Source organism: Limisphaerales bacterium (genome assembly GCA_014382585.1).
GTDB lineage: Bacteria > Verrucomicrobiota > Verrucomicrobiia > Limisphaerales > UBA1100 > JACNJL01.
Map to the genome: position 1 here is coordinate 120,524 of JACNJL010000057.1, position 6,616 is coordinate 127,139.

The 6,616-nt window shown below is 45.7% G+C and carries 5 protein-coding genes; all 5 read left to right on the forward strand.

Annotated elements, in window-relative coordinates; genetic code table 11:
- The first annotated feature begins 149 nt into the window (after nt 1–149).
- On the forward strand, nt 150–2,954 hold the full coding sequence (locus H8E27_13095; protein MBC8326551.1) for a DUF1553 domain-containing protein: 2,805 nt from the start codon (nt 150–152) through the stop codon (nt 2,952–2,954).
- A gap of 38 nt (nt 2,955–2,992) precedes the next feature.
- Nucleotides 2,993–3,868 carry a phytanoyl-CoA dioxygenase family protein gene (locus H8E27_13100; GenBank protein MBC8326552.1) on the forward strand — a complete coding sequence of 292 codons (876 nt, stop codon included), beginning with the start codon at nt 2,993–2,995 and terminating at the stop codon, nt 3,866–3,868.
- On the forward strand, nt 3,868–4,884 hold the full coding sequence (locus H8E27_13105; GenBank protein ID MBC8326553.1) for a phytanoyl-CoA dioxygenase family protein: 1,017 nt from the start codon (nt 3,868–3,870) through the stop codon (nt 4,882–4,884). The genes H8E27_13100 and H8E27_13105 overlap by 1 nt, the downstream gene beginning before the upstream one ends.
- Nucleotides 4,881–5,798 (forward strand): class I SAM-dependent methyltransferase, encoded by a 918-nt coding sequence (locus H8E27_13110; protein MBC8326554.1) that lies wholly within the window; start codon nt 4,881–4,883, stop codon nt 5,796–5,798. The genes H8E27_13105 and H8E27_13110 overlap by 4 nt, the downstream gene beginning before the upstream one ends.
- On the forward strand, nt 5,795–6,616 hold an 822-nt coding region (locus H8E27_13115), incomplete at its 3' end, for an ABC transporter ATP-binding protein (GenBank protein ID MBC8326555.1). The genes H8E27_13110 and H8E27_13115, both read left to right, overlap by 4 nt.

Genomic DNA, 6,616 nt, shown 5'->3' on the forward strand with positions numbered 1-6,616 from the left:
AAAATCATGGGCTGAGCACCCGCGGAAATCTGCCTTTTTTTAGTGAAATACAGTCCAATTCGGACTTGATCGTTTTTCACCGTTTTGGCATCGTTCGCCAGATTAATAGTTGAATTGCGGCGCCACAAAGGCGTCCAATTTCCAGCACCATGAAAATTCGGAATCTCTTTTTCACAATGGCCGCAGTCGCGGTGTGTTTGCCTGCGATGGCAACGGAAGCCAAAGAAAAACTCCCCACGGCCGAGCAGCGCTTTGGCGGCAAGATTGAAGACGCGGAGAATCCCAGCTTCCGTCGGCACGTGGTGCCGCTCGCCAGCAAGCTCGGCTGCAGTGGGCGCGAGTGCCACGGATCGTTTCAGGGACGCGGTGGATTTCAGCTTTCGCTCTTTGGTTATGATTTCAAAAAGGATCACACCGCCATTACCAACGACACGAAGGATGATATCCGTGTGGATATGGAAAACCCGGCGAAAAGTTTGTTCATCCAAAAACCGCTGAAACAAATCAAGCACAAGGGCGGCGAGATTTATGAGGAAGGCAGTTGGGAACATAACCTAATGCTGAAATGGATTCAGGAAGGCGCGAAGCTGGACGTCGCTGAAACAGGCGCGTTTGATCGGTTGGAAATTTTCCCGAAAGAAATCGTCGCCCGCAAGGCCGGTGAAAGCATCCAACTCAAAGTACTCGCGCATTGGGCCGACGGCACGGTGGAGGATGTGACCGAGTTCACGCGGTTCCGCACGAATGACGAGAGCGTGGCTGAGGCGCACGAGGGCGGGCGCGTGGAAATCAAAGGCAAAGGCGATTCGCACGTGGTGGCATTTTACGACAACGGCGTGGTGCCGGTGCCGGTGATGCTGCCGGTCAGCCATTTGGTGGGCAAAGATTATCCAAAAGTGATGACGCCCACGAAGGTGGACGCGTTGGTGGTGGACAAGCTGCGCAAGGTGGGCCTCGTCCCTTCGGAGACCTGCACGGACACCGAATTTTTACGGCGCGTCACGCTGGATGTGACCGGCACATTGCCGACTTCCGATGAAGTCAAAACATTCCTCGCCGATAAATCCGAAGACAAGCGCACGAAGAAAATCAATCAACTCCTCCAGCGCCCTGCGTACGCCGCGTGGTGGGCCACGAAGCTCAGCGATTTCACCGGCAACAGCCCGCAACAAATCCGCGTTAATAACCTTCCGCGTGACGCCAACCTCAGCGGGATGTGGTACGATTGGCTTGAGCATCGTGTGGCGGAAAATGTCTCGTACGATAAGATCGTCGAAGGCATCGTGATGGGTTCCACCCGCACCTCACCCGACCAAACCTTCGAAGAAATGTGCGAAGAAATGGGTAGTTATTTCCGCGACAAAAATCCGAAAGACTTTGAGGATCGCAAAAATATGCCCTTCTTCTGGGCGCGCCGAAACCTCCGCCAACCCGAAGCCAAAGCCATGGCCTTCGCGTACAGTTTCCTCGGCGTGCGCATTCAGTGCGCCAACTGCCACAAACATCCGTTTGACCAATGGACCCAGCAGGATTTCAAATCCTTCCAAGCCTTCTTCACCCCGATCATTTCCGGCACCAATAACCGGAGCGAGGGAAAAGGCAATATGGATTACCGCACGCTCACTGCCGAGTTGCGGAAGGAAGCGGATTACGATCGCAACGATCCCAAGCAAAATCTGAACCGTCTCCTGCGGCCCATTATTGAAAAGCGCATCAAAGCCGGCAAACCCATCCCGTGGCAGGAGGTTTACATTCGCCAACAGGTGCAAAACAAATACACCGAGCGGCAACTTGAAAAAATCCGGAAGCGCAACCCGGACTTTAATGCGCGCGTCATCACCCCGCGCGTGCTCGGCGGTGAGGATGTTTTGGGAGCCAAATACAAAGACCCGCGCGCGCCATTGATGGAATGGCTGCGTGCACCGGAAAACCCCTATTTCGCACGCGCCTTTGTGAATCGCGTATGGGCGCATTACTTCGGCCGCGGCATCGTGGAGCCGGCTGATGACTTAAATCTCGCTAACCCGCCCAGCAACAAGGCGTTGATGGATCACCTCGCCAAAGGATTTGTGGCGAGCGGTTATGACATGAAATGGGTGCACCGCGAAATTATGAACAGCGACACCTACCAACGCTCGTGGCGCGTGAATGATACCAACAAGTTGGATGAGAAAAACTTTAGCCGCTACGTCCTCCGCCGGTTGCCCGCCGAGGTAGTGGCCGATTCCATTATGCAAGCCACCGCCTCCGACGACCGCGTGGAGGAATTCGTCACCAATATGGACACCCGAATGATTGGCAGCGCCAGCACCACAAACTATCGCGGCCGCAATGGCGCGGCGTATATGTTGCAGCTGTTCGGCAAACCGTTGCGCGAAAATAATTGCGACTGTGAACGCACCAGCAGCCCCACGCTCTTGCAAACCATCTTTACGCGGAACGATCCGGAAATGCTCGCACGCATCGAGGGAACCGCACGCGGCAGCAGCAGCTGGATCAGCGAATTGCGCGTCGCCCACGGCGAAAGCCCAAGTGATCGCGCCAATGCCGCGAAGGCCCTGCAAATGCGCCGTACCTTGGAAGGAATGCGCACCCGTGCCAAACGCTTCGCCGCCAACAAGCCGCGCAAGCCCGAAGGCGACGACCCCGCCCTCCTCAAACAGTTTCAGGCGCGGCTTAAAACATATCAGAAATCGATGGCAAAAATGCAGGGCACGATTGCGGGTTACGAAAAAAGCATTGCCAAGCTCGTGCCGCCAAAAGCAAAGCTTTCGGTCAAAGAAATCGATGCGATGATCACCGAGGTCTTCCTGCGCACGGTGAGTCGGTATCCTTCGCCGGATGAAATGAAAAGCGCCAAGGCCGATGTGGCCGCCGCAAAAGATGCCGTTACCGGTGTGCGCGATTTGCTTTGGGCGATGCTCAACACCAAAGAATTTATGGTGAATCACTAACTGAAACTTTTTAACAAAACTCAATAAGGAAATCAAAAATGGAAGAATATAGACATAACTTTGAGCGAAATGGTTTTTGCATCATACGTGGAGCTATCAATCAAGATATCATAAAAAACGCGAATCTCGTTATTGATGAGTTTTTGGCTAAACATAAACATATGTTGCTAAAAGAAGGCTTGCTTGCAGATGGATTATTACAACGAGTTGTAAATTTTCATCACTGCATAACACCTCTAAAAAATGTTTTTGTCGAGGCAATGGAGAGTTCGTCAGAGGTAACGGACAAATTCGGTAGAGCAACGCTATACACGTCACTATTTTTTGAGTTGGGCAGCCAACAACCATTACATAGAGATACACCCTATTTTTTCTCAGGAAGCCAAAGTGGATACATGGGGGTGTGGGCGGCTTTAGATGATGTCGATGATACTAATGGACCTCTGGTAGTCGTAAAGGGAAGTCACAAGTTAGGGGAGCCCAATTTGGAGAAGCTCAAAATGAAATATCACCCTAACGAGCCAGTTCCCCCATCATCATCGGAATTATTTAACGCATACAATGAAGAGCTTGTTTCATTTGCTAATAGTGCTGGCTTAGAGACTGTTGTTTGTGAGGTGAGTAAAGGCGATGTTATCGTTTGGGATCCTGCGACATTACATGGCGGGCTTCCTCACTTAAACAAAGAAAAGACTAGACGCAGTTTTGTAATGCACGTCACGCCGAAGAACATGCCGATCAAACACATGGATTATTTTTTCAATCCCAATAAGCCCATAGGGGAAACCAATAAGGACTACGAAAATTATTCAGGGCGTTTAATTGAAGTTGGCGACAAAGTCGATTTTATGCACAAGAAAATCATGCCTGTGGAGTTACTTGGTCGGTTTGATAATAAAGGGGAGAAAAATTAATGACAAACAAACAAGTCAAGGAATTAGGAATCCCTCACATTGAAAGCCCATTTTTTCCCATATTATTTGATTCTGAACACCAATATTATCGTTACGCAGAAGACATGAATAGAAATGGCTATACAATAATAAAGGCAAATCAACTGTTACCGACTTCCGATTTTGCCGATCGTTTGGTAAAGGAAATTCGCGAAAAATTTAAAATAGATATACCTAGAAGAATTCAAGATTTACGTGACTCTGTTTCGATTGTTGAAGAATTCATCCATCATCCAAAACTACTAGAGCTCTTAAAATATCTCTATGGGAGAAATCCATTTCCTTTCCAAACACTACATTTTACACATGGCAGTGAACAACATTTTCATAGCGATGCAACACATTTTAATTCAATGCCTGAACGTTACATGTGTGGGGTATGGCTTGCACTAGAGGATATTGGAGAAAGCCAAGGCCCCTTAGAATTTTATCCCGGATCTCATAAATTCCCAATTATTGAAAATGAACATCTTGGAATTGACCTGCTCGTTGAGGAAAAAGTTGACCAAGAAAGCTATGAAGGGGTTTGGCGTGAACTCGTGCAAACAGCCGGTATAGCTAGAGAAAAATTTATAGCTAAAAAGGGGGACATAATTATTTGGGCCGCCAATTTACTTCATGGTGGTTGTAAGCATACGGACTATAACAAATCAAGGTTCAGCCAAGTAACACACTATTATTTTAATAATTGTACCTATTACTCCCCAATGGATTCAGATAAGCAACATTGCTTCATTAAGCAACGATTTGATAATATTGAAGGTCACCAAGGTAATGATTTACATGATTCTCGTAAAAATGTTGTTGATGAATTCAGGGCTAGCTATCAGTCTCTTATTGATCAACATCGAAAGTTACCAAATGATTTCGACGCAGAAAAATATTTATCTCTTCATCGAGATGTAAGGGACGGGGGAATCAACCCCGTAACGCACTATATTTTGTACGGTCGATATGAAGGGAGATCGTATAAATGAACGATGCACTGCAGAATATATGTGATCTTTCAAAGATACTAAAAAGTTCATACGGTGAGAGCCTTAGCGAAACTTCGGGTGGAGGTGATCCGGCTGTCGTTGCCAAAAATTGGAGAGATCTTGTTGCAAGACATCTTCAGATGCCAAAAAATAGTACAGTTCTAGATTATGGGTGTGGAATCGGCCGTTTGGCAATTGGTTTATTGGAAGATAGGAATGATTTAAAATACTTTGGCATCGATGTGGTTCCTGAATTTATTGAGTTCGCAAAAAAATACATTACCAAAATAAATGAAAATTTCATTTTTTTTCTTGTCGATGATGCGAATGAATATTATGAAAAATATACAATAAAAGATAAGACAAAATCCGATTATACTCGTTTTGATTTTTTAGAATGCAAGCCTGATTTTATTTTCGCTCTTTCCCTCTTTAGTCATCTAAATATAGTAGAAGCGCAGAAAGTGTTAAAAAACATCTCTTCATGTATGCACGATGACAGTGTGGTCTTTTTAACGACATTCATTATCGATATTGAAGCGAAAAATTCTATGAGATCGAGTGAAACTTTTCCATTCAATCCAAATTCAACTCATTATTATGAGAGTTATGTTGAAGACGACTATAATGGACCTCAATCAGCTATTGGTTTTGAAAGATCTACTTTAGAAGACCTTTTTTTAACGTATAATCTCGTAATAACTCAACAAATAAGTGGGTATTGGCGTGGCCATAGCTATGCCAACAATAAGTCTCTGCAAGATATTTTAATATTAAGGAAGAGAAAACAAATCCCCGACGATTTTGATGAGGATTTGTATCTTGATAGACACGAAGATGTCAAAAATAGTGGAATGAGTCCAAAATTTCATTGGCTTTCATTTGGGTTTCATGAAGGCCGTCAGCTAAAATGAACGATATCCCCATTACAGTTCGGGGAGTTTCAAAAACATACGAACTCTATAGAAGACCATTTGATAGACTTAAGCAGAGTTTTATTAATATAAAAAACAATATAGGCTTGGATGCGAAGCCGTTGTGGGATGAATTTGTAGCATTGAATGATGTCTCCTTTGATGTAAAACGAGGTGAAACCGTTGGCATAATCGGTCCAAATGGATGTGGCAAATCAACATTATTGCAAATAGTCAGTGGTACACTTACACCTTCCAGTGGTCATGTGGAAACACACGGCAGAATAGCTGCTCTTCTTGAACTGGGGAGCGGATTTAATCCTGAACTGACTGGTCGTGAGAATGTGTACATCAATGCAGCCATTATAGGCCTGTCCAATCAAGAAATATCGTACCGATTTGATGATATCGTATCGTTCGCCGATATTGGTAATTTTTTAGACCAACCGGTAAAAAATTATTCCAGCGGGATGATGGTGAGACTTGCGTTTGCCGTTCAGTCGCAAATAGATCCTGATATTCTAATAGTTGACGAAGCCTTGGCTGTAGGCGACGCGAAGTTTCAGGCCAAATGCTTTGAACGTCTTCGCCAGCTCAAAGAAAGAGGAACCAGCATATTATTAGTAACACACTCCAGTGAGCAAATTGTCACCCACTGTTCAAAGGCGATCTTGTTAGATAAGGGCGTTCAACTTGAAACAGGGGAGCCCAAATTTGTTGTCAATCGATACCATGATCTGTTATTTAGTAAATCAAGAAATACAGCTTTCGGTCAAAGAAATCGATGCGATGATCACCGAGGTCTTCCTGCGCACGGT

Excerpts from the sequence above, each read along its gene's own strand:
- H8E27_13100 (MBC8326552.1), top strand. The coding sequence starts at position 2,993 with ATGGAAGAATATAGACATAACTTTGAGCGAAATGGTTTTTGCATCATA.
- H8E27_13105 (MBC8326553.1), top strand. The coding sequence starts at position 3,868 with ATGACAAACAAACAAGTCAAGGAATTAGGAATCCCTCACATTGAAAGC.
- H8E27_13095 (MBC8326551.1), top strand. The coding sequence starts at position 150 with ATGAAAATTCGGAATCTCTTTTTCACAATGGCCGCAGTCGCGGTGTGT.
- H8E27_13110 (MBC8326554.1), top strand. The coding sequence starts at position 4,881 with ATGAACGATGCACTGCAGAATATATGTGATCTTTCAAAGATACTAAAA.